Origin of the sequence: Streptomyces sp. NPDC057565 (genome assembly GCF_042801455.1) — a bacterium.
Lineage (GTDB): Bacteria > Actinomycetota > Actinomycetes > Streptomycetales > Streptomycetaceae > Streptomyces > Streptomyces yanii.
In genome coordinates this window covers 44,100-67,304 of sequence record NZ_JBHVFU010000038.1, presented here as the reverse complement: position 1 = coordinate 67,304, position 23,205 = coordinate 44,100, and the positions used below count along the sequence as shown (strand labels likewise).

Here is a 23,205-nt window from a genome sequence, read left to right as displayed (position 1 = left end):
TCGACCGCTCCGTGTACGCGGATGGGCCCGGCACCTCACCCGTGCCGGGCCCATCCGCGTACGACGTCGCGATCAGTCGTTCGGCGTCCAGTACTCGACCAGCTTGCCCACGCCGTGCTCCACGCCCTTCCAGGAACCGGAGAACTCGACGACGGCGAATGCGGCGGTCGGGAATCCGCCGCGGCTCATCCGGGCCAGGGTGTCGCCCTCCGCCGATGAGGAGAGCGCGTCGGCGAGAGCGTGCATCCCGGGGTTGTGGCCGATGAGGAGCAGGTTCTGCACGTCGTCGGGGGTTCCGTTGAGCAGGGCGATCAGCTCGCCGAGCGAGGCCTCGTAGAGCCGCTCCTCGTACACGGTCCTGGGACGCTGTGGCATCTCGTGTACCGCCAGCTTCCAGGTCTCGCGCGTCCTGGCGGCGGTCGAGCAGAGTGCCAGGTCGACGACGATGCCGGAATCGACGAGTTTGCGGCCTGCCACCGGCGCATCCTTGCGGCCGCGCTCCGCGAGCGGCCGCTCGTGGTCGGAGTCCTGCGACCATTCCGCCTTTGCATGTCTGAGAAGGACGATCCTGCGAGGTGTATCGACGCTCATACACCTCAGCTTCGCATGAAATGTTCCGCCCGTCGCAGGGTGTTGAGGGGCTCCCCCGCTGCGGGTGAACGCCCTCAGAGGATCAGTAGGTCCACGATTCGCTGAAGCAACCGACCGATCGCCGGGTCGCCCGTCGCCGCGTGCGCCTGGCCGGATCCCACGATCATCAGCAGGAGGGCCGCGAAGGCCACCGAGGGGAGCGCGATGGCCCACCACGGCAGCCGGATCTCGACCCCGGCCGACGCGGGGCGGGGGGACCGGGTGTACGTACGGGCCGACATGTCCGCCTCCGTGGGTCATCGGTTCTGATACCTGAAACCTACGGATCCGGCGGCGCCCGTCCCATCCGGTGACCCACCCACTTCACCCTGACCCTGGCCCCCTAGGGGATGGTGGTGCTAGCCCCACCGTCCCCGGCGGGGACGTGGGGCGCGGCACCCGGGCAGGTGTCAGGGAGAGGCAATCGAAGCGATCACTCCGATGATCACCGTGATCAGGAGCATCACTCCGAGCACGAGGAGAAGCTTCTTCTGACCGTTCTGGGGATTCGGATCGAGCACTGGCATGGAGCCAGTCTCGCATCTCAGCTTTCGTCCTCGATCGTCCGGTCCCGCCCGGCCAGAATTCCCGCCACCATCTGCGGCACCATGAGGCCCGCCATCAGCGCGATCGGCAGCCCCCACCCGCCGCTGTGCTGGTAGAGCACGCCGACCAGCAGCGGGCCGGGGATCGAGATCAGATAGCCGGTGGACTGGGCGAACGCCGACAGCCGGACCACTCCGGCGCCGCTCCGGGACCGCATGCCGATCATGGTGAGGGCGAGCGGGAAGGCACAGTTGGCTATGCCGAGGAGGAGCGCCCAGGCCCAGGCGCCGCCCGCCGGTGCAAGGTAGAGACCGGCGTAGCCGATGAGGCCGCAGGCGCCGAGTACGACGACGATCGGGCCCTGGTTGCGCATCCGGGCGGCGGCCCGAGGGATGACGAAGGCGAGCGGCACGCCCATGGCCATGGTCACGGCGAGCAGCACCCCCGCCGTACCGGCGGAGACCCCGGCGTCGCGGAAGATCTGCGGCATCCAGCCCATGGTGATGTACGCGGCCGTGGCCTGGAGGCCGAAGAAGCAGGCGAGGGCCCAGGCGGTGCGGGAGCGGGTGATCCGCAGGGCCGGGACGTCCTGGTGCTGCTGGGCGGCGGGCTGTCCCTGGGCGCCGCGCCGGTCCCGTACCAGCGGGATCCAGGGCAGGACCGCCGCAGCCCCGAGCACGGCCCAGATCCCCAGACCGGCCTTCCAACTGCCGCCGAGCGCATCGGTCATGGGCACGGTGACGGCCGCGGCCAGTGAGGTGCCGAGGGCCAGCGCCATGGAGTAGAGGCCGGTCATGGAGCCGACCCGGTCCGGGAACCAGCGCTTGACGATCACCGGCATCAGGACATTGCTGACGGCGATGCCCATGAGCGCGAGGGCGCTGGCGGCGAGAAACCCGGCTGTGGAGCCGACGAGGGGCCGGATCAGCAGTCCGGCCGTGATGGCGACCATGCCGGCGCAGACGACCGCGCCGGGGCCGAAGCGGCGGGCGAGGCGCGGCGCCATGATGCCGAAGACGGCGAAGCAGAGCGGCGGTACGGAGGTGAGGACACCGGCGACACTGCCGCTCATGTGCAGCCCGTCCCGTACCTCTTCGAGGAGGGCGCCGAGGCTGGTGATGGCGGGGCGGAGGTTGAGCGCGGTGAGGACGAGACCGACGGCGACCAGGCGGAGCAGCCAGGGGGCTGGGCCTGCGGCGGTCTGCGGGGCCGGGGCGTCCAGGGGGATGTTCGCCGCGGTGGTGTGCCTCTTCAGGGTCAGGGGCTGGTGCTGGGTCTCGTCGTCGGACATGGGGCCCATCATAGAATCATGGGATGATTGGTTGTCCAATCGTCTGAGAAGCTTCGGAAACCTTCGGGAAACCCGCAGACCCGAGAATCCGCAGACCCAAGGAACCGAGCAAGGAGCATCATGGCGCTGACGTCTCCGCGACGTTCGGCACTCGCCGACCAGGTGATTGCCCAGCTGAGGAATCAGATCACCTCGGGCGAGTGGCCCGTCGGTTCGCGGATTCCGACCGAACCCGAGCTGGTCGAGCAGCTGGGGGTGGCCCGCAACACCGTCCGTGAGGCGGTGCGTGCGCTCGCGCACAACGGGCTGCTGGACATCCGTCAGGGGTCGGGCACGTATGTCGTCGCCACCAGCGAACTGGCCGGGGTGATGCAGCGCCGTTTCGCCTCCGCCGACCCGCGCCATGTCGCCGAGCTGCGCTCGACACTGGAGTCGTCGGCGGCCCGGCTGGCGGCCGTCCGGCGCACCGAGCGGGATCTGAAGCAGCTGGACGCTCTCATGGCGCGCCGCGAGGAGACCTGGGCCGCGGGGGACGCGGAGGCGTTCGTGGCGGCGGATGCGACGCTGCATCTGGCCGTGGTCGCAGCCTCGCACAATGACGTACTGACGGGTCTCTATGCCGATCTGGCGGATCTGCTGCGCGACTATCTGCGGGTCGATGTCGGGCACGAACTGCGGCCGGAGAACCATATGGACCATGGGCGACTGGTCGAGGCGATCCGGGCAGGCGACGCGGAGACCGCGGCCGCCGAGGCAGCGAGCCACGCACTGAGCTGTCTGGTGGAACGGAGCTGACCCGGAGGGGTGGACCTATATCCGCCGGTGGGTGACCCAGGCGGAGGCGACTTCCTTCCAGCAGCGGTCGTCGAGCCGCACCGTCCGTCCGGGTGCGACGTCGACGGGTATGCCGTCCGCGTCGATGTCCCACCAGCGGCCGCATTCGGTGTGCAGCTGCACCCGGTCGATGGAGGGATACGGGTTGTGGCAGTAGGCGACCACCTGGGAGCCCTGGATCGTCGTACGGCATTCGGCGCCGGAGGGGTCAGGCGTGGGGCCGGCGGGTGCGGACGCTCCGGCGCCTATTCGCCCCACGACGGATATGCCGATGGGGGCGACAAGTGCGACGGCGACGGCCGAGGCCGCCAGCAGGGCCCAGGTTCGGCGACGCGTGGTGCGCACAGCGATCACCTCCGCAGCCTGACCAAAAAGTCCGGTTCCACCACATTCTGCGGTGGAACGACCGTCTTTTCGACTTGAGCGGGGGAAGACCGGGCGCAGACGCACGCCGGCCGCGCACCACCCGCTCGGAGGTGGTACGCGGCCGGATCGTGCCGGGTCGTACGGGGTCAGGCACCCATCATGTGCACGCCACCATCGACGTGGATGATCTCACCCGTGGTCTTCGGGAAGAAGTCCGAGAGCAGGGCGACGACACCGCGGCCGGCCGGCTCCGGGTCGGCCATGTTCCAGGACAGCGGGGAGCGGGTGTTCCACACGTCCGCGAGCTCCGAGAAGCCCGGGATGGACTTGGCCGCCATCGAGCCGATCGGTCCGGCGGAGATCAGGTTGCAGCGGATGTCGTCCTTGCCCAGGTCGCGGGCGAGGTAGCGGGAGGTGGCCTCCAGCGCGGCCTTGGCCGGGCCCATCCAGTCGTACTGCGGCCAGGCGAACTGTGCGTCGAAGGTGAGGCCGACGATCGAGCCGCCCTCGCTCATCAGCGGCTTGCAGGCCATGGCGAGCGACTTCAGCGAGAACGCCGACACGTGCATCGCGGTCGAGACCGACTCGAACGGGGTGTTCAGGAAGTTGCCGCCGAGCGCGTCCTGCGGCGCGAAGCCGATGGAGTGGACGACGCCGTCCAGCGAACCGAGCTCCTCACGGACCAGGCCTTCGAGCCGGTCCAGGTGCTCGGTGTTGGTCACGTCCAGCTCGATGACCTTGGCCGGCTTGGGCAGCTTCTTGGCGATGCGCTCCGTCAGCGTGGGCCGGGGGAAGGCGGTCAGGATGACTTCGGCACCCTGCTCCTGGGCCACCTTGGCGGTGTGGAAGGCGATGGAGGACTCCATCAGCACACCGGTGATGAGGATGCGCTTGCCGTCGAGAATTCCGATCATGGTGGTCAGTGACCCATGCCCAATCCGCCGTCAACGGGGATGACGGCTCCAGTGATGTACGACGCGTCGTCGGAGGCGAGGAAGCGCACCGCGGCGGCGATCTCCTCGGGCTGCGCGTAGCGGGCCAGCGGCACCTGGGCGACGATGCCCTTGCGCTGCTCCTCGCTGAGCGCCTGGGTCATGTCGGTGTCGACAAAACCGGGCGCGACGACGTTGAAAGTGATGTTCCGCGAGCCGAGCTCACGCGCCAGCGACCGGGCGAAGCCGACCAGGCCGGCCTTGGACGCGGCGTAGTTGGCCTGCCCCGCCGAGCCGAGAAGGCCGACGACGGAGGAGATGAGGACGACGCGGCCCTTCTTGGCACGCAGCATGCCGCGGTTGGCACGCTTGACGACCCGGAAGGTGCCGGTGAGGTTGGTGTCGAGTACGGACGTGAAGTCCTCCTCGGACATCCGCATCAGCAACTGGTCCTTGGTGATACCGGCATTGGCGACCAGCACCTCGACCGGACCGTGCTTCTCCTCGATCTCCTTGTATGCCTGCTCCACCTGCTCGACGTCGGTGATGTCGCACCGGACGGCCAGGACCCCGGCTTCGGTGAGGATCCGGGGCGGCTCACCCGAGCGGTACGTGATCGCGACCTTGTCGCCGTTGTCGGCGAAAGCGCGGGCGATGGCGAGGCCGATGCCCCGGTTTCCTCCGGTGACGAGAACCGAGCGGCTCAACGGATCACCCTTTCGATAGCGGTCTGGTACCTCGAAAATCTATCGGTACCGTGCGCTTTCCAAGGACTCGGCCCCTGACAGTGGCTCCCACGAGGCGCTGTGGGGTTCCTACAGTGCGGCAGCGGTCGGCGTCGGAACCGTCGCGGAAAAATACCGGAAAATCGGGGGCCCTTGGCGGGCCCACGCCGCATGATTCACTGCGGAGACACATCGCACAGGTCGAGAGGGGAAAGCCGACGTGCCCCATGAGGTAGATCAGTCATTCCTGGCCCTGCCGCTACGGGCCCTCGCCGACGCAGCGCTCGCCCGGGCCCGCGCGCTGGGCGCCACGCATGCGGACTTCCGTTTCGAGCGGGTGCGCAGCGCGTCCTGGCGGCTGCGGGACGCCCGGCCCTCGGGGACCTCGGACACCACCGACCTCGGGTACGCGGTGCGGGTGGTGCACGGCGGGGCGTGGGGGTTCGCGTCCGGGGTGGATCTGACCATGGACGCCGCGGCGAAGGTGGCGTCCCAGGCGGTCGCCATGGCGAAGCTCTCGGCGAAGGTGATCGCGGCGGCGGGCTCGGACGAGCGCGTGGAGCTGGCGGACGAACCGGTGCACGGTGAGCGGACCTGGGTCTCGGCATACGAGATCGACCCGTTCTCCGTACCGGACGAGGAGAAGGCGGGGCTGCTCGCCGAGTGGAGCAGCCGGCTCCTGGGCGCCGAGGGCGTCGCGCATGTGGACGCCTCGCTGATGACCGTCCACGAGAACAAGTTCTACGCGGACACGGCGGGCACCGTCACCACCCAGCAGCGGGTCCGGCTGCACCCGCAGTTCACCGCGGTCGCCGTGGACGGCACGACGGGTGAGTTCGACTCGATGCGGACCATTGCCCCTCCGGTGGGGCGCGGCTGGGAGTACCTCACCGGCACCGGCTGGGACTGGGACGCGGAGCTGGAGCGGATCCCGGGGCTGCTCGCCGAGAAGATGCGGGCTCCGAGCGTCGAGGCGGGGACGTACGACCTGGTGGTCGATCCGTCGAATCTCTGGCTGACGATCCATGAGTCGATCGGGCATGCCACCGAACTGGACCGGGCGCTGGGGTACGAGGCGGCGTACGCCGGGACGTCGTTCGCCACCTTCGACCAGTTGGGCAAGCTGGCGTACGGCTCCCCGGTGATGAATGTGACGGGCGACCGGACCGCCGAGCACGGACTCGCGACCATCGGGTACGACGACGAGGGTGTCGAGGGCCAGTCCTGGGACCTGATCAAGGACGGGACTCTGGTCGGCTACCAGCTGGACCGGCGGATCGCGAAGCTGACGGGTCTCGGCCGGTCCAACGGGTGCGCGTACGCGGACTCGCCGAGCCATGTGCCCGTGCAGCGGATGGCGAACGTGTCGCTGCAGCCGGACCCGGGCGGCCTGTCCACCGAGGATCTGATCGGCGGGGTGGAACGCGGCATCTATGTGGTCGGCGACCGGTCCTGGTCGATCGACATGCAGCGCTACAACTTCCAGTTCACCGGACAGCGGTTCTTCCGCATCGAGAACGGCAAGCTGGCCGGACAGCTGCGCGACGTCGCGTACCAGGCGACGACGACGGACTTCTGGGGCTCGATGGAGAAGGTCGGCGGCCCGCAGACGTACGTCCTGGGCGGCGCCTTCAACTGCGGCAAGGCCCAGCCGGGCCAGGTCGCGGCCGTCTCGCACGGCTGCCCCTCCGCCCTCTTCCGAGGCGTGAACATCCTCAACACGACGCAGGAGGCGGGCCGATGAGCCGCATCAGCAAGCCGTACGAGATCGTCGAGCGCGCGCTCGAACTGTCCACCGCCGACGGCTGTGTCGTCATCGCCGACGAGGAGTCCTCCGCCAATCTGCGCTGGGCGGCGAACTCGCTCACCACGAACGGGGTGACCCGGGGGCGGACCCTGACCGTCATCGCGACCGTCGACGGCGCCGAGGGCGCCGCCTCCGGAGTCGTGTCACGGTCCGCCGTCACCGCCGAGGACCTGGAGCCGCTGGTGCAGGCCGCCGAGGCCGCCGCGCGTGGCGCAGGTCCGGCCGAGGACGCGCAGCCGCTGATCACCGGTGTGCCGTCGTCCCCCGATTTCACGGACGCGCCGGCCGAGACGGGTTCCGACGTCTTCGCGGAGTTCGCCCCGGCGCTCGGTGACGCCTTCGCCCGCGCCCGGGCCGGCGGCCGTGAGCTGTACGGCTTCGCGCACCACCAGCTGACCTCGACATATCTGGGCACGTCGACGGGGCTGCGGCTGCGTCACGACCAGCCGAACGGCACGCTGGAGCTGAACGCCAAGTCGCCCGACCGGTCGCGATCCGCGTGGGCGGGCCGTGCCACCCGGGACTTCAAGGATGTCGACCCGGCCGAGCTGGACGCGGAGCTGGCCCAGCGGCTCGGCTGGGCTGAGCGCCGTATCGAGCTGCCCGCCGGGCGGTACGAGACGCTGCTGCCGCCCACCGCCGTGGCCGATCTGCTGATCTATCAGCTGTGGTCGTCGACGGCCCGGGACGCCGCCGAGGGCCGGACGGTCTTCTCGAAGCCGGGTGGCGGCACCCGGCTCGGCGAGACGCTGTCCGAGCTTCCGCTCACGCTGCGCAGCGACCCGAACGCGCCGGGTCTCGAGTCGGCGCCGTTCGTGATCGCCCATGCGTCCGGTGACAGCGGCTCGGTCTTCGACAACGGTCTGCCGCTGTCGAGGACCGACTGGATCCGGGACGGCCGGCTGGACCGTCTGACCACCACCCGGCACACGGCGGAACTGACCGGGATGCCGGTCGCCCCCGCGATCGACAACCTGGTGCTCGACGGCGGTGGTGAGCGCTCTCTCGACGAGATGGTCGCGGCGACGACCGGCCGCGCCCTGCTGCTGACCTGCCTCTGGTACATCCGGGAGGTCGACCCGGCGACGCTGCTGCTGACCGGACTGACCCGCGACGGGGTGTATCTCGTCGAGGACGGCGAGGTGGTCGGCGAGGTGAACAACTTCCGGTTCAACGAGTCGCCCGTCGACCTGCTCTCCCGGGCGTCCGAGGCCGGCCGCACCGAGAAGACGCTGCCGCGCGAGTGGGGCGACTGGTTCACCCGGGCCGCCATGCCGGCGCTGCGGATCCCGGACTTCAACATGAGCTCGGTCAGCCTCGGCGTATGACCGCCATAGACTGACCGCGGCATCAATCGAAACCGTGCAAGGAGAGAAACGACCGTGACGGACATCGTCGACGAGCTGAAGTGGCGCGGGCTGTTCGCCCAGTCCACTGACGAGGACGCATTGCGTAAGGCGCTCGCGGACGGTCCCGTCACGTTCTATTGCGGCTTCGACCCCACCGCGGCGAGCCTGCACGTCGGCCACCTGGTGCAGGTGCTCACCGTGCGCCGGCTGCAGCAGGCCGGGCACCGGCCGCTCGCCCTGGTGGGCGGGGCCACCGGCCAGATCGGTGACCCCCGGCCGACGGCGGAGCGCACGCTGAACGACCCGGAGACGGTCGCGAACTGGGTGACGCGGCTGCGGTCCCAGATCGAGCCGTACCTCTCCTTCGAGGGCGCGAACGCCGCGGTCATGGTGAACAACCTGGACTGGACCGCGGGCATGTCCGCGATCGAGTTCCTGCGGGACATCGGCAAGCACTTCCGGGTCAACAAGATGCTCACCAAGGACTCGGTCGCCCGCCGGCTGGAGTCCCAGGAGGGCATCAGCTACACGGAGTTCAGCTACCAGCTGCTGCAGGGCATGGACTTCCTGGAGCTGTACCGACGGTACGGCTGCACGCTGCAGCAGGGCGGCAGCGACCAGTGGGGCAACCTCACCGCGGGCATCGACCTGATCCACCGCCTGGAGCCGGGCGCCGAGGTGCACGCGCTGGCCACCCCGCTGATGGTGAAGGCGGACGGAACCAAGTTCGGCAAGTCCGAGAGCGGGGCCGTCTGGCTGGACCCGGAGATGACGACACCGTACGCGTTCTACCAGTTCTGGCTGAACGTGGACGACCGGGACATCTCGCCGTACATGCGGATCCTCAGCTTCAAGAGCCGTACCGAGCTGGAGGAGCTGGAGCAGCTCACCCAGGAGCGCCCGCAGGCCCGGACGGCGCAGCGCGCGCTGGCGGAGGAGCTGACGACGCTGGTGCACGGCGCCGAGCAGTGCGCGGCGGTCGTCGCGGCGTCGAAGGCGCTCTTCGGCCAGGGCGACCTGGGCGAGCTGGACGAGGCGACGCTGAGCGCCGCGCTCTCCGAGGTGCCGCACGCGCAGGTCACCGAGCTCGGCCCGCTGGTCGACCTGCTGGTGGAGGTCGGCCTGGCACCGAGCAAGTCGGGGGCCCGCCGCACGGTCAAGGAGGGCGGGGCCTACGTGAACAACGTCAAGGTCGCGGACGGCGAGGCCGCACCGGCCCGCGAGGAACTGCTGCACGGGCGCTGGCTGGTGCTGCGCCGGGGCAAGAAGAACCTCGCGGCCATCGAGGTCATCGCCGGCTGACCGGAGACGGAAGCACTGTGCGGCCGGGTACGCGACATGCGCGCCCGGCCGCACAGTGCTGCACGCGTGCCGGATCAGGCCTTCTGTCTGGTACCGCGCATCGACGTCCAGAGCATGTCGCCGACTCCGACGACGACCACGGCGCCGATCAGCTGCAGCAGATGGCGCGTCCAGTCGATGCCCTTGGTCTCGTTGACGCCGATCCAGGTAGCGACGGAATTGCCGAGGACGCTGCCGATCATGCCGAAAATGATCGTCAGCCAGAGTGGGATGTTCTGCTTGCCCGGCAGGATCGCTTTGGCGATCAGACCGAGGACCAGACCCACGATGATTGCCCACAACCAGCCCATGTCGCCTCCTCATGCGGCGCGCTGTCGCGCATGTGCGCCCAGTCTCGGCCCATCGACGGCACTCCGCATGTCGGACAGGTTCGCCCGTGCCACGAGGGTGCGGTTATGCATGGATACGGCGTGCCCCGGTCTCGAACCCGTGGGAGGCCGGGCGTACCGTGGGAGCGGCTCGCGGAGGGCCCGGGGAAGGGTGGTGGAACGTGATGCGGAAGCGGAGCGGGGCGGAGGTCTTCCGGATCACGGGAGCACGGCAGAGCCTCGCGGACGATGTGCGCGGCAGGCAGCGCCGCTATGTGATCTCGATGTCCGTACGGACGGTCTCGGTGATCCTGGCCGCAGTGCTGTGGAACATCGAGAGGCCTGTGGCCATCGTGGCGCTCGTCCTGGGTGCGCTGCTTCCGTACATCGCCGTCGTCATCGCCAACGCGGGCCGGGAGACACCTCCTTCGCTGCCCTCGACCTTCGTTCCGCCGCCCGCGCGGCCGATGCTCGACGCCGCCCCGGTGGCCGGTCCCGCGGAATCCCGGCCGGCGGCCGACCGGGCCGACGGTGGGGCGGAGCCGCATGAGCACAGTTGAGCGCACGGCATGCCGAAGTCTCAAGAAAACCTTCAGACCAATCATGCAGTTCAGGTGCACCGCACCCCGGTCCGCGTGACATACTGCCTACGCGCTCCGCATCCCCCGTCGGAGCGACAGACCGACGCCGGGCAGCTCCCCCCGTGGCTGCTCGGCGTCGTTTTTTCTCCGGCTCTCGCAGGGCCCTAGGGTTGAGCCCGTGAACTCCCCCGAACATGCCGCCGAGAGCGCTGCCACCACGCCGATCTGTTCCGCCAAGGGCTGCCGTACGGCCGCCGTATGGGTGCTGGCCTGGAACAATCCGAAGCTGCACACCCCCGAGCGCCGTAAGACCTGGCTGGCCTGCGACAAGCACCGGGAGCACCTCTCCTCGTTCCTGGGGGTACGAGGTTTCCTGAAGGATGTCGTGACGCTGACGGAGTGGGAGTCCTCGGCCGAGGGGCACTGAGGGCCGAGTACACCTAGCCGCCGATCGCCGACATCGGGCGGTCGGGCTGCAGGAACGACGGATCGTCCAGACCGGATCCGGCCTTTTTCCCCCACATCGCGAGACGCCAGATCCGGGCGATCTCCTCGTCCGGGGCCTCGGACCGCAGCGCGCCGCGCAGGTCGGTCTCCTCGCGGGCGAACAGGCAGGTCCGCACCTGGCCGTCGGCGGTGAGCCGGGTGCGGTCGCAGGCCCGGCAGAACGGGCGGGTGACGGAGGCGATGACGCCGACCCGGTGGGGTCCGCCGTCGACGAGCCAGCGCTCGGCGGGGGCGGAGCCGCGCTCGTCCTCGCCCTCGGCGGTGAGGGCGAAGCGGGTGCGCAGCGAGGCGAGGATGTCGCCTGCCGTGATCATGCCGTCGCGCTTCCAGCCGTGCTGGGCATCGAGCGGCATCTGCTCGATGAAACGGAGCTCGTATCCGTGCTCCACGGCCCAGGCGAGCAGGTCGGGGGCCTCGTCCTCGTTGAGCCCCGGCATCAGCACGGCGTTGATCTTGACCGGGGTGAGACCTGCTTCATGGGCGGCTTCGAGGCCTGCCAGCACGTCGTGGTGGCGGTCGCGTCGGGTGAGGGTCTTGAAGACGTCGGGTCGCAGGGTGTCCAGAGAGACATTGACCCGGTCCAGTCCGGCGGACCCGAGGGCGGCCGCTGTGCGCTTCAGCCCGATGCCATTGGTGGTCAGCGACATCTTCGGGCGGGGCGTCAGCGCCGCGCACTGCTCGACGATGGAGACGAGACCGGGACGCAGCAGCGGCTCGCCGCCGGTGAAGCGGACTTCCGTGATCCCCAACTGGGTGACGGCGATGCGGACGAGCCGGACGATCTCGTCGTCGCTCAGCAGGTCCGGCTTGGCCAGCCACTGCAGTCCCTCTTCGGGCATGCAGTAGGTGCACCGGAGGTTGCAGCGGTCGGTCAGCGAGACACGCAGGTCGGTGGCGACGCGATCGTAGGTGTCGATGAGCATGGTGCCCCCTCCCCCGGTGGATCCCCGGTTGCGGATCTGACTCCTTTGAGACTACGCGAGACCTGCGACACGCAGGTGGCCCGATTGCCACGAGGTGCGGCGCGGCCGCGTCGTAGGACTCTACGACGCGGCCGCGGGAACAGCGTGGTGTGTGGCTCGAACTTTTCGATTGATTCCCTCTCGTCAGTGGGCACCGACGCCGGTGAGGGACTTGACCTCCAGCTCGGCGTACTTGCCCTTGTCCGGCTCCTCCTTCGAGAGGAGGGAGCCGAGCCAGCCGAGCAGGAAGCCCAGCGGGATGGAGATCAGCCCGGGGTTCTCCAGCGGGAACCAGGCGAAGTCGACGCCCTTGAACATCGATGTCTTCGCGTTGCCGGAGACGACCGGCGAGAACAGCACCAGGATCACCGAGCTGGCCAGACCGCCGTAGATCGACCACAGGGCGCCCTGGGTGTTGAACCGCTTCCAGAAGAGGCTGTAGAGGAGAGTCGGGAGGTTGGCGGAGGCGGCGACCGCGAAGGCGAGTGCCACCAGGCCGGCGACGTTCATGTCGCGGGCGAAGGCGCCGAGGATGATCGCGACGGCGCCGATGAGGACGGTGGCCCAGCGGGCGGCCCGCATCTCCTCCTTCTCGGTGGCCTTCCCCTTGCGGATGACGTTGGCGTAGATGTCGTGGGCGAAGGAGGACGAGGAGGCGAGGGTGAGGCCCGCGACGACGGCGAGGATCGTGGCGAAGGCGACGGCCGAGATCACGGCGAGCAGCACCGCTCCGCCCGTCGTACCCACACCGCCGAGGTACTCGGCGAGCTGCGGAGCCGCGGCGTTGCCGGCCGGGTTCTTCGCCTTGATCTCGTCCGGGCCGATGAGCGCCGCGGCGCCGAATCCGAGCGCGATCGTCATCAGGTAGAACGCGCCGATGATGCCGATGGCCCAGTTCACCGACTTACGGGCGGCCTTGGCGGTCGGGACGGTGTAGAAGCGGATCAGGATGTGCGGGAGTCCGGCGGTGCCGAGGACCAGGGCGATACCGAGGGAGAGGAAGTCCAGCTTCGAGGTGCCGGTGGCGCCGTACTTGAGGCCGGGCTCCAGGAACGCCGCTCCGTGACCGCTCTTCTCGGCGGCCGTGCCCAGCAGGTCGGAGATGTTGAAGTCGAACTTGAGCAGCACCAGGAAGGTCATCAGGAGGGCGCCGGCGATGAGCAGGACGGCCTTGACCATCTGCACCCAGGTGGTGCCCTTCATGCCGCCGACGGTGACGTACACGATCATCAGGACGCCGACCAGCGCGACGATGAGGATCTTTCCGGCGTCGCTGGTGATGCCGAGGAGCAGCGAGACGAGCACGCCCGCGCCCGCCATCTGCGCCAGCAGGTAGAAGATCGAGACGACGATGGTGGAGACGCCCGCGGCGGTACGGACCGGACGCTGCCGCATCCGGTAGGCGAGGACGTCGCCCATCGTGTAGCGGCCGGAGTTGCGCAGCGGTTCCGCGACGAGCAGCAGGGCGACCAGCCAGGCGACGAGGAAGCCGATCGAGTAGAGGAAGCCGTCGTAGCCGAAGAGGGCGATGGCACCGGCGATACCGAGGAACGAGGCGGCGGACATGTAGTCGCCGGAGACCGCGAGCCCGTTCTGGAAGGCGGTGAACTGGCGGCCGCCCGCGTAGAAATCGGAGGCGCTTCTGGTCTGCCGGCCGGCCCAGACGGTGATGCCCAGGGTCGCGGCGACGAAGACCGCGAAGAGCGTGATGATCAGCGGCCGGTGCTCGGCGGTGGACGAGGCGGCGAGCTGGATCACGGGGTGCGAGTGGTACGCGGCGCTCATGCGTCGGCCTCCATACGGGACTTGATGGCCTCGGCCTTGGGGTCGAGCTTCGCCGCGGCGTGCCGCGCGTAGAACCAGGCGATGAGGAAGGTGGTGGCGAACTGGGCGAGGCCGAACACGAAGGCCACGTTGATGTTGCTGTACACCTTGGTGCCCATGAAGCCGCCGGCGTAGTTCGACAGCAGCACGTAGAGCAGGTACCAGAGCACGAACGCGATGGTCAGCGGGAAGGCGAACGAGCGGTGAGCGCGGCGCAGTTCGGCGAACTCCGCGCTCTCCTGGACCTCGACGAACCGTTCTGTCGTGGGCTGGGCAGGGCCGGTGTCCGGGCCGGCTTTGGGCGGCGATGCATCGGTAGCCACGGATTCTCCTCGCGACGCGGGTGCGGTGGTGGGGGCGGTGGATTTCACAACAGAATCTCGATATCGAGGGGTTGGTGGTGCGACTCCCCCTGACAACGGCACGTGGGGCGCGGCGAAGCGGTTCACCGCGAGTTGCCACTTCTCCGCATCACCCATCGGCGGCACCCTTCGAACTGAATGACGTCAATTCATTGATGTGCAGGAAGATCAGCGATAGCTTCACCGTTCATGCACACGGCCGGACACACCCTGTGTCCGGCCGGCTGACAGGATGATGTGGAGACCCCATGGCTCATCTGGGATCCAGACGGACCCGCGTACTGACGCTGCCCGTCGGATTGGCCCTCACGGCCTCGCTCGGCTTCCTGCCGACGAGTGCGGCATCCGCCGCCCCGTCGGACGGACTGCCCACGGCGGCGGTCTCGACGGACAGCCCGAAGCTGTCGTACGTCGTCAACACCACCCCTGTACACAGCACGGGTGTGGTCCGCCGAGCGATAGCCGCGGCCGGCGGGACGATCGTGACGTCGCACGACCGCATAGGCGTGATCGTCGTCCACTCCTCGAACCCCGACTTCGCGAAGACCATTCGCAACACCCCGGGAGTCGAGTCGGCCGGTGCCACCCGCACCGCCCCGCTCCGGTCCGTCGCCACGACCGAGGAGGGCAGCACCGAGCTGCTGACCGCCGAGGAGGCCGCGAAGGCCGCCGCGGCCGCGGGCCCGGGCCAGGAGCCGCTGGAGCCCAACCAGTGGGACATGCGCGCCATCCAGGCCGACGAGGCCAGCAAGATCAACGATGGCAGCACCTCGGTCACCGTCGGCGTGATCGACACAGGTGTCGACGACACCCATGAGGACCTCAAGGCGAACTTCTCCAGGGAGCAGTCGGCCAACTGCGTCGGCGGCGTGGCCGACACGACCGAGGGCGCCTGGCGTCCGTACACCGACGGCAGTGACCACGGCACGCATGTCGCCGGTACGATCGCCGCCGCCCGCAACGGCATCGGCGTCACCGGTGTCGCCCCCGGTGTCAAGGTGGCCGGCATCAAGGTCAGTGAGCCCGGCACCAGCCTCTTCTACACCGAGGCGGTCGTCTGCGGCTTCGTCTGGGCCGCCGAGCACGGCATCGAGGTCACCAACAACAGCTACTACGTCGACCCCTGGTACTTCAACTGCCAGGACGACCCGGACCAGAAGGCTCTGCTCGACGCCCTCACCCGCGCCACGAAGTACGCCGAGCGCAAGGGCGTCCTCAATGTCGCCGCGGCCGGCAACGAGAACTACGACCTGGCGTCGCACGAGATCCTCGACCCGTCCAGCCCGAACGACACCACCCCGGGACCGCGCACCGTGGACCCGCACAAGTGCTTCGACATCCCGACCCAGCTGCCGGGCGTCGTCACGGTCTCCGCGACCGGCGTCAAGGGCTTCAAGTCGTACTACTCCAGCTTCGGCCTGGGCGTCGCCGACGTGTCCGCCCCCGGCGGCGACAGGTGGCAGATCCCGGCCACCCCGGACGCCAACGGCCGTGTGCTCTCGACGGTCTTGAACGGCCAGTACGGCTACAAGCAGGGCACCTCGATGGCCACCCCGCATGTCGCGGGCGTCGCGGCCCTGCTGAAGAGCACGCACCCGAAGGCCACGCCTGCGCAGCTGCAGGAGCTGCTGAAGGCCCAGGCCGTCAACCCGGGTTGCCCGTCCAAGGTCTACAACTCGGCCGGCCAGCTGGTCGACGCGACGACCTGCAAGGGCGACAACAAGGTGAACGGCTACTACGGCCACGGCGTCGTCAACGCCCTGAACGCCGTCAAGTAGTCGGCTCCGCACCTCTGCGCAACCGGGGCCGGACGGGAAGCACTTCCCGTCCGGCCCCGTCGTCATGGCGTCACGGCTTGACGAGCACCTTCAGCGCCGTGCGCTCGCCCATCGCCCGGTAGCGCGCCTCCTCGACGATCCCGAGGAATTGCCGGTGGCCGAGCATGCGGCTGTCGACACCATGACGGCTGCCGCCAGCAGCACGCCTGAAGTCCGTCCGCCCCAGCTCACAGTCGTCCTCCGTGGTTGATGCTCCGAAGACCGAGGATCTCCCTTGCCGAGCGTCCTCGCCTTCGTCGAGCACCTGAGCGAGTTGGTGTACAAGGTGAGGTTCCCGTGCCCGGCTCCGACATGGCTCATTCACAAACATGCCCGGCCTCGTGCGTGCCGACGGAACGGATGTCGTACGCGTTGGAGCAGCCGCTGGTCGGGCTGTTCGTGATGTCGAAGTCCGTGGTCGCTCGGCGGCCGCGCTCCACACTTCGAACTGAATGACGCCAATTCATTGATGAGCCGGATGATCAGCGATAGCTTCACCGTTCATGCACACGGCCGGACACACCCTGTGTCCGGCCGGCTGACACGGATGATGTGGAGACCCCATGGCTCATCTGGGATCCAGACGGACCCGCGTACTGACGCTGCCCGTCGGATTGGCCCTCACGGCCTCACTCGGCTTCCTGCCGACGAGCGCCGCATCCGCCGCTCCGTCGGACGGACTGCCCACGGCGGCGGTCTCGACGGACGGCCCGAAGCTGTCGTACGTCGTCAACACCCGTGCCAGTCACGGCACCGTCACGCAGGTGAAGAAGGCGATAGCCGCGGCCGGCGGCACGGTGGTGATCGCCTATGAGCAGATCGGCGTCATCGTCGTCCACTCGCAGAACCCGGACTTCGCGGAGTCGATCCGTCGGGTCGAGGGCGTCGAGTCGGCGGGGGCCACCCGCACCAACCCCATCGTTCCGCAGGCCACCAAGGACATCGGGGTCGAGCAGCCGCTCTCCGCCGAGGAGGCGCGGACCGCTGCCGCGGAGGCCACGGGCGACCAGGATCCGATGGAGCCCCTCCAGTGGGACCTGCCCGCCATCAAGGCGGACCAGGCACACCAGGTGTCGCTGGGCAGCAGGAACGTCACGGTCGCGGTCATCGACACGGGTGTCGACGACACGCACCCGGATCTGGCGCCGAACTTCGACCGCGGGGCGTCGGCGAACTGTGTGAGCGGCGCGCCGGACACGACAGACGGCGCCTGGCGTCCGCAGGCCGGCGAGAGCGACCACGGCACGCACGTCGCGGGCACCATCGCCGCCGCGAAGAACGGCATCGGCGTGACCGGTGTTGCGCCGGGCGTGAAGGTGGCGGGTATCAAGGTGTCGACCCCGAGCGGGTTCTTCTACACCGAGGCCGTCGTCTGCGGCTTCGTCTGGGCCGCCGAACACGGCGTCGACGTCACGAACAACAGTTATTACACCGACCCCTGGCTCTTCAACTGCAAGAACGACCCGGACCAGGGCGCCCTGGTGGAAGCGGTCACCCGCGCCAGCCAGTACGCGGAGCGCAAGGGCACGGTCAACGTCGCCGCGGCCGGCAACAGCCGCCAGGACCTGGCCGCCGACGCGCTGGAGGACTCGACCAGCCCGAACGACACCACGCCGGTGACCCGGACCATCGACCCGCGGGAGTGCCTCGACATCCCGACGATGCTGCCGGGTGTCGTCACGGTCTCCGCGACCGGCGCCAAGGGCCTGAAGGCCTCGTACTCCAACTACGGTAACGGGATCATCGATGTGGCTGCCCCGGGCGGTGACTCGACGATCTACCAGACGCCCGCACCGCCGGCCACGAGCGGTCTGATCCTGTCGACGCTGCCGGGCGGCAAGTACGGCTACAAGGCCGGTACGTCGATGGCCTCCCCGCATGTCGCGGGCGTGGTGGCCCTGATCAAGTCGTCACACCCGCACGCCCCAGCGGCCGCGGTGAAGGCGCTGCTGATGTCCCAGGCGGACGCGACCGCGTGCGGCGCTCCGTACGACATCAACAACGACGGCAAGATCGACGCCGTCTGCGAGGGTTCCAAGAACCTCAACGGCTTCTACGGTGCCGGTGTGGTGGACGCGCTGGACGCGGTCCGCAGGTAACCGGCACGTAGTCGGGAGGCGTAAAGCGGGAAGGGCCGGGGGTGTCCCCGGCCCTTCCTTACGTAAGAGTGGCACTCAGTGCCATAGTGCGGACATGACACACGTACAGAGCTCCGGTACGGAGCAGGCCTGGGCCGCTCTCGGCGGTGACCCCGCGCTTCTCGGCCGTATCGGCTTCGGCGGGCCGACCGGTGCGCTGCCCGCGCGGCTGCCCGTCCTGGAACTGGCCCGCTCCACTGTCGCGGTCTGTTCGCTGGCCGCCGCCGAACTCGCGGCGCGCCGCACGGGGGGCGGCTCCGGTCCCGTACCGCAGGTCCGGATCGACGACGGGGCGGTGGGCACGGCGTTCCTCAGCGAGCGGCATCTGCGGATCGACGGGCGCGCGCCGACGACGTTCGCCCCGCTGTCCCGGTTCTGGCGGACGGCCGACGGCTGGGTCCGCACCCACGCCAACTACCCGCACCACCGCACCCGGTTGCTCACCGCGCTCGGTCTGCCCGACGACGCCGGGGTGGACACGGTGGCGGCCGTGCTCGCCGAGCGCCGGTCGGTGGAGATCGAGGAGACGGTGTACACCGCGGGCGGTCTGGCGGTCGCGCTGCGCACCCCCGAGGAGTGGGCGGCGCACGAGCAGGGCGCCGCGATCGCCGCACGCCCGCTGCTCACGCTCGAGCGGACCGAGGGGCCGGGCCCGGTGACGCCGCGCCGCCTCTCCCCACTGTCGGGTTCGCCGCTGCTGCCCGCCGCCGGGCTCCGGGTCCTGGACCTGACCCGGGTCCTCGCCGGTCCGGTCGCGACCCGCACGCTGGCGCTGCTGGGCGCGGACGTGCTGCGGATCGATGCGCCGCAGCTGCCGGAGAGTCAGGACGCCCACAGCGACACGGGCTTCGGCAAGCGGTCGGTCTCCCTGGACCTGGGCGACCGGGCCGGGCGGGCGACGTTCGAGGAGCTGCTCGCCGGCGCCGATGTACTGGTCACCGGATACCGGCCGGGTGCGCTGGAGGCGTACGGCCTGACTCCGGAGGCACTCGCCGCACGCCGTCCCGGTCTGGTCCTCGCGCAGGTGTCCGCGTGGGGCCGGTACGGGCCGTGGCACGAGCGGCGCGGCTTCGACAGCCTGGTGCAGGTGGCCACCGGCATAGCGGCGCTGGAGGGGAACGCGGGAGCACCGGGCGCGCTGCCCGCGCAGGCCCTCGACCACGGCACCGGGTACCTGCTGGCGGCGGGGGTGCTGCGGGCACTGTCCGAGCAGCACGACGACGGCGGTTCGCGGCTGCTGAGACTGGCGCTCGGGCAGACGGCGCACTGGCTGTGCAACGGTCTCCCGGAGCAGTCGGCCGACGGCGTCGCGGAGACGTACGACCCCGAGAAGTACCTCGGCATCACGGACAGCACGATGGGACGCCTGCGGTACGCCCTGCCGCCGGTGTCCTTCGCGGGCGGCCCGGCGGACTGGTCGCGCCCGCCGGGCCTGCTGGGCGCGGATTCCCCGGTGTGGGGTGTCACCGCGGCTGCCACCGTCGGCACCCGCTGACCGGTGCGGGCCCGGCGGACATGTCCCGTCCGCCGCCGGGCCCGCACCGGTCAATGCCGGAGTCCGCTACGGCTTGATGAGAACCTTCAGCGCCGTACGCTCGTCCATCGCCCGGTAGCCGGCGGGGACCTCGTCGAGGCCGATGGTGAGGTCGAAGACGGGCGACGGGTCGATCGTGCCGGACAGGACGTCGGGGAGCAGTTCCGGAATGTACGCACGCACGGGGGCGACGCCGCCGCGCAGGGCGATGTTCCGGTCGAACATGACGCCGAGATCCAGCCCTGTACCGCTGCCGTGCGGCACGCCGACGTAGCCGATCGAACCGCCGTCGCGGGTGATCTCGACCGCCGTGCGCATCGACTGCTCGGTGCCGACGGCCTCGATCACGGCATGCGCGCCCGCGCCGCCGGTCAGTTCACGTACGGCGGCGACGGCCGCCTCGCCGCGCTCGGCGACGACGTCCGTGGCGCCGAAGCGGCGGGCGATGTCCGTACGCACCTGGTGGCGGCCCAGCGCGATGATCCGCTCGGCGCCGAGCCGCTTGGCGGCCATGACGCCGCACAGGCCGACCGCCCCGTCACCGACGACCGCGACCGTGGAGCCAGGCCTCACGCCCGCGCCGACGGCTGCGTGGTGTCCGGTGCCCAGCACGTCGGACAGGGCCAGGAGCGCCGTGAGCAGCCGGTCGTCGGACGCGGCGGCGGCCGGGAGCTTGACCAGTGTGCCGTCGGCGAACGGGACGCGGACGGCCTCGCCCTGACCGCCGTCGGAGCCGACCGAGCCCCAGAAGCCGCCCTGCGGGCAGGACGTCATCAGGCCTTCGGCGCAGTACTCGCAGGTGCCGTCGGACCATACGAAGGGGGCGACGACCAGGTCGCCGACCGCGAATCCGGCGACCCCCGAGCCCGCCTCCTCGACGATCCCGAGGAACTCGTGGCCGATCCGCTGGCCGGGCTGCCGGGCGGACTCGCCGCGGTACGCCCACAGGTCGCTGCCGCAGATACAGGCCCGCAGGACCCGCAGCACCACATCGGTGGGCTGCTGGATCGTCGGGTCCGGCACCTCCTGCACACGTATGTCGTGGGGGGCGTGGATGACGGTGGCGCGCATGCGTGGGGGTCCTTGCTGATCTCAGATGCTGATACTCCGCTCACGGTACGCCCCAGGGGTGACAAGGGCCCATTTCGCACCCGGTGCAAGCGCTCCGACGGTCAGCAGGAACTGCGCCGCGATGTAGGTGAGCATGATCCAGAAGTCGGGGGCGGGCAGCTGGGGCAGGTCGGCGATGCCGGTGGCGATCAGCGCGTCGGAGAGCAGGAAGAGCGCCCCGCCGACGGCCGCGTACCGGCCGAAGGTACTGGACCGGTAGGCCATCGCGGTGAGCAGCAGGCTGTACCCGGCCATCGGGATCCGCAGGTCCGCGGGCAGCCCTCCCCAGAGCAGGACGAGGAAGCCGGCCAGGACGGCCGCATACGCGACACCCAGCAGTACGGAACTCCGGGCGCGCCCGAAGAGCCACAGGTAGCAGACGTGACCTGCGGCGAAGGAGCCCATGCCGATGAGGAAGGCGGCGTCGGCGTCCAGCAGCAGGAGTGTGTCGCCGCCCCAGCCGAAGAGCAGCGCGGCGATCAGCGGCCGGGGGCCGCGGCGGGCGGCGGCGTACCCGGCGAGCAGCGGCATGAGCAGCGGCTTGGCGACGAGGTGCGCGATGCCGACATCGGCGAGGACACCGAAGAGATCGACGGCGGAGGCGACGAGGAAGGCGATGAGCAGGGGGCGTACGAGGCGCGCCCGCTGATCGGTGACCGTGACGGCGCTCATCCGGTGCGACCGGGTACGGGGACAACGGTGGCGGAGGCCTTGGACGCCGGCTGCCACCCCGGCCCGCGGAAGACCCGCCCGGCCCGCTCGCCCCAGCTTTCCGCCGCCCGTACGTCCCGGGCGATCGCGGCGTACTCGTGGGTCGCGACACGCAACGGGTTGTGGGTGGCGATGTTCTTGGTGAGCCCGTAGACCGGCTGCTCGGTCTCGGCGGTGAAGGAACCGAAGAGCCGGTCCCACAGGATCAGGATGCCTCCGAAGTTCCGGTCGAGATAGCCGCCCTGGGACGCGTGGTGCACCCGGTGGTGGGAGGGCGTGTTCAGTACGTACTCGAAGGGCCGCGGCAGTTTGTCGATCCGTTCGGTGTGAACCCAGAACTGGTAGACGAGATTGGCCGAGGAGCAGAACGCCAGCGCCGCCGGATGGACCCCGCACGCGACGAGCGGCACATAGAACGGCCAGACGGTCAGCGAGGTCCAGGGCTGGCGCAGCGCGGTGGTGAGGTTGAACTTCCGGCTGGAGTGGTGGACCACATGGCAGGCCCAGAGGATCCGGATGACGTGGTGGCCGCGGTGGGACCAGTAGTAGAGGAAGTCCTGCGCGAGCAGCATCAGCAGGACCGTCCACCACAGGACGGGGACGCGGAGCGGGGTCAGCTCGTAGACCGCGGTGTAGATCGCCACGATGGGCACTTTCCACAGCAGGTCGAAGACGAGGCTGCCGAGCCCCATGGTGACGCTGGTGACGGCGTCCTTGGTCTCGTACCCGGCGGCGTCCTCGTCGGGGTGGATGCGGTGGCTGACCATTTCGACAACGGTGAGCAGGACGAAGGCCGGTATGGACCACAGCACGACATCGGGCAGGTTCGGCTCCATGCGAGCACCGTAGAGCTGCCGGTCGGCCCGGGACTAGACGTTGTTACCAACAAGTATGCGAGACGCGATGTCAGCAACCTTTGGCACCTTCTGCCAAGAAGGGCGTCCCACGATTCCGCTCATGCGGCCTCGGGCGGGATCGGTGTGGCCTGGTGGTAGTACATCTGCCACGTCGCGCTCTCGCTCCGCCTGCGCCAGAGTGAACTCCGTCGTGCCCGGCTTCCACCGATCACGGTCTCGTAGGTGAGGTGCACCAGCCCGGGTGCCAGCAGGACACCGGTCATGTCCGAGGGCTCGAAGCGCGGGCCGTCCTCTGCCGCACCGTCCATCTCGGGCAGCGCGGCCAGCATGTCCTCGTACGTCCACCGTCGGCCCGAGGCGCCAACCTCCACGAAATCCGGATCCAGCAGCTTCCGGGCCCGCGATCGTGATGTGCGCACGTCGGGGTCCATCAGTCGCAGCTCGCCCGCGATGGCTTCGCGTACCTCGTCCGTCTCTCTGCTCATGCGGCATCCTCGCCCGGGTGACCCGCCCCTGCGCAACCGAATTGCCCCCGCAGAGCGGGCTCGGCCGCGGTTCCGGGGAGCCGAACGGTGAGCCGTCGGGGAGAACCGAGCCGGACCTACAACCAAACGCGTCCCTCGCGAGTCATGATCGTCGGCGATCGCATCCT

General features: G+C 69.6%; 24 protein-coding genes. 9 read left to right on the top strand and 15 right to left on the bottom strand.

Translation table 11 applies throughout. From position 1 onward, the window contains the following. Positions 1-72: 72 nt before the first annotated feature. From ACFU8W_RS37400 to ACFU8W_RS37385, 4 genes are all read right to left on the bottom strand, one after another. The gene (locus ACFU8W_RS37400) at positions 73-591 is read right to left on the bottom strand and encodes a histidine phosphatase family protein (RefSeq protein ID WP_345513670.1); all 519 of its coding nucleotides are present in this window, start codon (positions 589-591) and stop codon (positions 73-75) included. A gap of 74 nt (positions 592-665) precedes the next feature. After that, positions 666-872: a hypothetical protein gene (locus ACFU8W_RS37395; RefSeq protein WP_266987206.1), complete on the bottom strand. Its 207-nt coding sequence runs from the start codon at positions 870-872 to the stop codon at positions 666-668. 168 nt (positions 873-1,040) lie between these two features. Beyond that, positions 1,041-1,157 carry an SGM_5486 family transporter-associated protein gene (locus ACFU8W_RS37390; protein ID WP_266987204.1) on the bottom strand — a complete coding sequence of 39 codons (117 nt, stop codon included), beginning with the start codon at positions 1,155-1,157 and terminating at the stop codon, positions 1,041-1,043. 17 nt (positions 1,158-1,174) lie between these two features. Next, a complete protein-coding gene (locus ACFU8W_RS37385; protein ID WP_384047337.1) occupies positions 1,175-2,467 on the bottom strand; it encodes a CynX/NimT family MFS transporter in 1,293 nt (430 codons plus the stop codon). Positions 2,468-2,587: 120 nt separating this feature from the next. On the opposite strand from ACFU8W_RS37385, the gene ACFU8W_RS37380 reads away from it, so the two are divergent. Beyond that, a complete protein-coding gene (locus tag ACFU8W_RS37380; RefSeq protein WP_345513673.1) occupies positions 2,588-3,262 on the top strand; it encodes a FadR/GntR family transcriptional regulator in 675 nt (224 codons plus the stop codon). Between the two features lie 15 nt (positions 3,263-3,277). On the opposite strand, the gene ACFU8W_RS37375 is transcribed toward ACFU8W_RS37380, so the two are convergent. The 3 genes from ACFU8W_RS37375 to fabG all read right to left on the bottom strand — a co-directional run bounded on the left by ACFU8W_RS37375 (position 3,278) and on the right by fabG (position 5,306). Next, positions 3,278-3,646 carry a hypothetical protein gene (locus tag ACFU8W_RS37375; protein ID WP_384047334.1) on the bottom strand — a complete coding sequence of 123 codons (369 nt, stop codon included), beginning with the start codon at positions 3,644-3,646 and terminating at the stop codon, positions 3,278-3,280. A 167-nt stretch (positions 3,647-3,813) separates the two neighbouring features. After that, positions 3,814-4,581, bottom strand: a complete 768-nt coding sequence (gene fabI, locus ACFU8W_RS37370; RefSeq protein WP_266987197.1) for an enoyl-ACP reductase FabI — start codon at positions 4,579-4,581, stop codon at positions 3,814-3,816. 5 nt (positions 4,582-4,586) lie between these two features. Further along, on the bottom strand, positions 4,587-5,306 hold the full coding sequence (fabG, locus tag ACFU8W_RS37365) for a 3-oxoacyl-[acyl-carrier-protein] reductase (protein ID WP_384047330.1): 720 nt from the start codon (positions 5,304-5,306) through the stop codon (positions 4,587-4,589). 238 nt (positions 5,307-5,544) lie between these two features. Between fabG and ACFU8W_RS37360 the strand changes: the two genes are divergently transcribed. From ACFU8W_RS37360 to tyrS, 3 genes are read left to right on the top strand one after another with little or no spacing between them, the layout of a single operon-like run. After that, complete coding sequence (locus tag ACFU8W_RS37360; RefSeq protein ID WP_384047327.1) at positions 5,545-7,068, top strand: TldD/PmbA family protein; 1,524 nt, start codon at positions 5,545-5,547, stop codon at positions 7,066-7,068. Continuing rightward, positions 7,065-8,459: a metallopeptidase TldD-related protein gene (locus tag ACFU8W_RS37355; protein WP_384047324.1), complete on the top strand. Its 1,395-nt coding sequence runs from the start codon at positions 7,065-7,067 to the stop codon at positions 8,457-8,459. Before ACFU8W_RS37360 ends, ACFU8W_RS37355 begins: the two co-directional genes overlap by 4 nt. Before the next feature lie 54 nt (positions 8,460-8,513). Beyond that, positions 8,514-9,782 carry a tyrosine--tRNA ligase gene (gene tyrS, locus ACFU8W_RS37350; protein WP_384047321.1) on the top strand — a complete coding sequence of 423 codons (1,269 nt, stop codon included), beginning with the start codon at positions 8,514-8,516 and terminating at the stop codon, positions 9,780-9,782. 74 nt (positions 9,783-9,856) lie between these two features. On the opposite strand, the gene ACFU8W_RS37345 is transcribed toward tyrS, so the two are convergent. After that, positions 9,857-10,132, bottom strand: coding sequence for a GlsB/YeaQ/YmgE family stress response membrane protein (locus ACFU8W_RS37345; protein ID WP_345513679.1), 276 nt, complete (start codon positions 10,130-10,132; stop codon positions 9,857-9,859). Between the two features lie 203 nt (positions 10,133-10,335). Between ACFU8W_RS37345 and ACFU8W_RS37340 the strand changes: the two genes are divergently transcribed. After that, complete coding sequence (locus ACFU8W_RS37340; RefSeq protein ID WP_384047318.1) at positions 10,336-10,710, top strand: DUF3099 domain-containing protein; 375 nt, start codon at positions 10,336-10,338, stop codon at positions 10,708-10,710. Positions 10,711-10,909: 199 nt separating this feature from the next. Next, positions 10,910-11,158, top strand: coding sequence for a hypothetical protein (locus ACFU8W_RS37335; protein ID WP_384047315.1), 249 nt, complete (start codon positions 10,910-10,912; stop codon positions 11,156-11,158). 13 nt (positions 11,159-11,171) lie between these two features. Here the strand turns inward: ACFU8W_RS37335 and moaA are convergent, their stop codons facing one another. From moaA to ACFU8W_RS37320, 3 genes are all read right to left on the bottom strand, one after another. Further along, on the bottom strand, positions 11,172-12,161 hold the full coding sequence (gene moaA, locus ACFU8W_RS37330) for a GTP 3',8-cyclase MoaA (protein ID WP_384047312.1): 990 nt from the start codon (positions 12,159-12,161) through the stop codon (positions 11,172-11,174). A 183-nt stretch (positions 12,162-12,344) separates the two neighbouring features. Continuing rightward, positions 12,345-13,985 carry a cation acetate symporter gene (locus ACFU8W_RS37325; RefSeq protein WP_345513683.1) on the bottom strand — a complete coding sequence of 547 codons (1,641 nt, stop codon included), beginning with the start codon at positions 13,983-13,985 and terminating at the stop codon, positions 12,345-12,347. Then, the gene (locus ACFU8W_RS37320) at positions 13,982-14,347 is read right to left on the bottom strand and encodes a DUF485 domain-containing protein (RefSeq protein ID WP_345513684.1); all 366 of its coding nucleotides are present in this window, start codon (positions 14,345-14,347) and stop codon (positions 13,982-13,984) included. The genes ACFU8W_RS37325 and ACFU8W_RS37320 overlap by 4 nt, the downstream gene beginning before the upstream one ends. A 287-nt stretch (positions 14,348-14,634) precedes the next feature. On the opposite strand from ACFU8W_RS37320, the gene ACFU8W_RS37315 reads away from it, so the two are divergent. From ACFU8W_RS37315 to ACFU8W_RS37305, 3 genes are all read left to right on the top strand, one after another. Beyond that, complete coding sequence (locus tag ACFU8W_RS37315; protein ID WP_384047307.1) at positions 14,635-16,164, top strand: S8 family serine peptidase; 1,530 nt, start codon at positions 14,635-14,637, stop codon at positions 16,162-16,164. 602 nt (positions 16,165-16,766) lie between these two features. After that, a complete protein-coding gene (locus ACFU8W_RS37310; protein WP_345513686.1) occupies positions 16,767-18,302 on the top strand; it encodes a S8 family serine peptidase in 1,536 nt (511 codons plus the stop codon). A 94-nt stretch (positions 18,303-18,396) separates the two neighbouring features. Then, a complete protein-coding gene (locus ACFU8W_RS37305; protein WP_384047303.1) occupies positions 18,397-19,836 on the top strand; it encodes a CoA transferase in 1,440 nt (479 codons plus the stop codon). A gap of 66 nt (positions 19,837-19,902) precedes the next feature. Here the strand turns inward: ACFU8W_RS37305 and ACFU8W_RS37300 are convergent, their stop codons facing one another. From ACFU8W_RS37300 to ACFU8W_RS37285, 4 genes are all read right to left on the bottom strand, one after another. Continuing rightward, positions 19,903-20,946, bottom strand: a complete 1,044-nt coding sequence (locus ACFU8W_RS37300) for a zinc-dependent alcohol dehydrogenase family protein (protein ID WP_345513688.1) — start codon at positions 20,944-20,946, stop codon at positions 19,903-19,905. Between the two features lie 21 nt (positions 20,947-20,967). Then, complete coding sequence (locus ACFU8W_RS37295) at positions 20,968-21,657, bottom strand: lysoplasmalogenase (RefSeq protein ID WP_384047299.1); 690 nt, start codon at positions 21,655-21,657, stop codon at positions 20,968-20,970. Further along, a complete protein-coding gene (locus tag ACFU8W_RS37290; RefSeq protein WP_384047296.1) occupies positions 21,654-22,532 on the bottom strand; it encodes a sterol desaturase family protein in 879 nt (292 codons plus the stop codon). Before ACFU8W_RS37290 ends, ACFU8W_RS37295 begins: the two co-directional genes overlap by 4 nt. A gap of 119 nt (positions 22,533-22,651) precedes the next feature. Beyond that, on the bottom strand, positions 22,652-23,038 hold the full coding sequence (locus ACFU8W_RS37285) for a DUF4440 domain-containing protein (RefSeq protein ID WP_384047292.1): 387 nt from the start codon (positions 23,036-23,038) through the stop codon (positions 22,652-22,654). Positions 23,039-23,205 lie beyond the last annotated feature (167 nt).